Here is a 1,543-nt window from a genome sequence, read left to right as displayed (position 1 = left end):
CACGCAGCAGGCTACCCAACTGCGTGAACCTCGCGCCTGGTTGACCACCGTCGCCCATGGTCTGGTGGTGAATTTCTGGCGGCGGCGCGACATTGAAAATGCCTATTCGCAGGTACTGGCAGAACAGCAGATTGATGTGGAGCCTTCTTTGGAGCAGCATGCCATCATTATTGATACGCTGCTGGAGATTGATCGCATGCTCAGTACGCTGTCTGCCAAGGCCAGGCAGGCGTTTCTGTGGGTGCATATTGATGGATTGACCTATCAGCAGGTGGCCGATCGCCTTGGTGTCTCCGATCGCATGGTGAAAAAATACATGGCACAGGCGATGTTCGCTTGCCTGACCTGCCAGGAGCGCTAATCCCTGCCATGCGATCCGACGATATTCCCCAGGACGTGTTCTACGATGCCGCAGAATGGTATGCCATTCTCTACGCGGATGATTGCACGGCAAATGAGCGCCACGCCTGGCAGCAATGGCTGAATAGTCATCCACTGCACCAGCAGGCGTGGCAGCGTGTCGAGCAGATTCATACCCGTTTTCATTCCGTCGATAGCCCCGTGGCGTCCAGCGTATTGAGCCGTCAGGGAACCGAACGGCGTCACCTGTTAAAACTGTTGGCGTTGATGACGCTGCTGGGCGGTGGGGCCTATAGCGTCCCCTGGGAAACCTATGCCGCTGACTATCGCACCGCCAAGGGAGAAAACCGGTGCTGGGCGTTGGCAGAGGGGATGACGCTAAACCTGAACACCGATTCAGCGCTCTCACGCTACGACCAGGACGGAAAGATTGCTTCTCTACGCTTGCTGAAAGGGGAGTGCTTGCTGGAAAGCGCTGTGCCTTACCCGCTACTGTTTTCCACCCCTCAGGGGGAACTGACGCTGAATTCACCCTGCCGGTTTGATGTGCGCTGCGATGACGGTGAAAGTACGCTGGCGGTGTTTCAGGGGGAAGTATTGCTCCGCCCGGCGCAGCAATTGCAGGCGGCTGTGCGCGTTCTCGCTGGGCAACAAGTCACCTTTACTGTTGCGATGAGTCAGCCTGCGCAACCGGTGGAAGGCTTCCGCCAAAGCTGGCTGGATGGCGTGTTGCTGGCGGACAATATGCGGCTGGATAGCTTGATGCGTGAATATGCGCGCTACCGTAACGGCTACTTTCCCCTCGATGCCAAGGCGGCAGCGCTGCGTATTTCCGGTGTCTTTCCCTTGCAGGATGATGCGCGTTTTTTCAGCGCCCTGACCCGCACCCTGCCCATTATCGTCGAACGACGCTTTTCCTGGTGGATTACTCTGCGCGCCCGCTAATCCCTTCTGGTTTTTCATGCTAAAAACGCTAAGAATAGGACGGAGAAAAAGCAGAATTATTACCGGGCTTGTTTCGTGCGACTTTTCTCATGCGTCTTTTCTGGTGCGCAGAGAATGGTGCGATAAACCGAGTGCTATTTTTGGTGTCGTAAGTACGTGTACAGGTCCGATCATTACGCATACAGGATGTCGTCATGCAGTTATTGAATTTAAAACAGGCCAGATGGCTGAGCCTGGG

General features: G+C 55.6%; 3 protein-coding genes. All 3 read left to right on the top strand.

What is annotated here, in order from left to right; translation table 11 throughout:
• Positions 1 to 361: sigma-70 family RNA polymerase sigma factor (locus J5224_RS27245; protein ID WP_264628272.1), on the top strand; the 361-nt coding region annotated here is incomplete at its 5' end.
• 8 nt (positions 362 to 369) lie between these two features.
• Positions 370 to 1,305, top strand: coding sequence for a DUF4880 domain-containing protein (locus J5224_RS27240; protein ID WP_264628271.1), 936 nt, complete (start codon positions 370 to 372; stop codon positions 1,303 to 1,305).
• Positions 1,306 to 1,321: 16 nt separating this feature from the next.
• The coding region (locus J5224_RS27235; protein WP_264628270.1) for a hypothetical protein at positions 1,322 to 1,543 on the top strand (222 nt) is incomplete at its 3' end.

Source organism: Candidatus Symbiopectobacterium sp. NZEC135 (assembly GCF_025962695.1).
The sequence above is the reverse complement of the archived record's forward strand: the minus strand, read 5'-3'. Positions and strand labels throughout refer to the sequence as shown.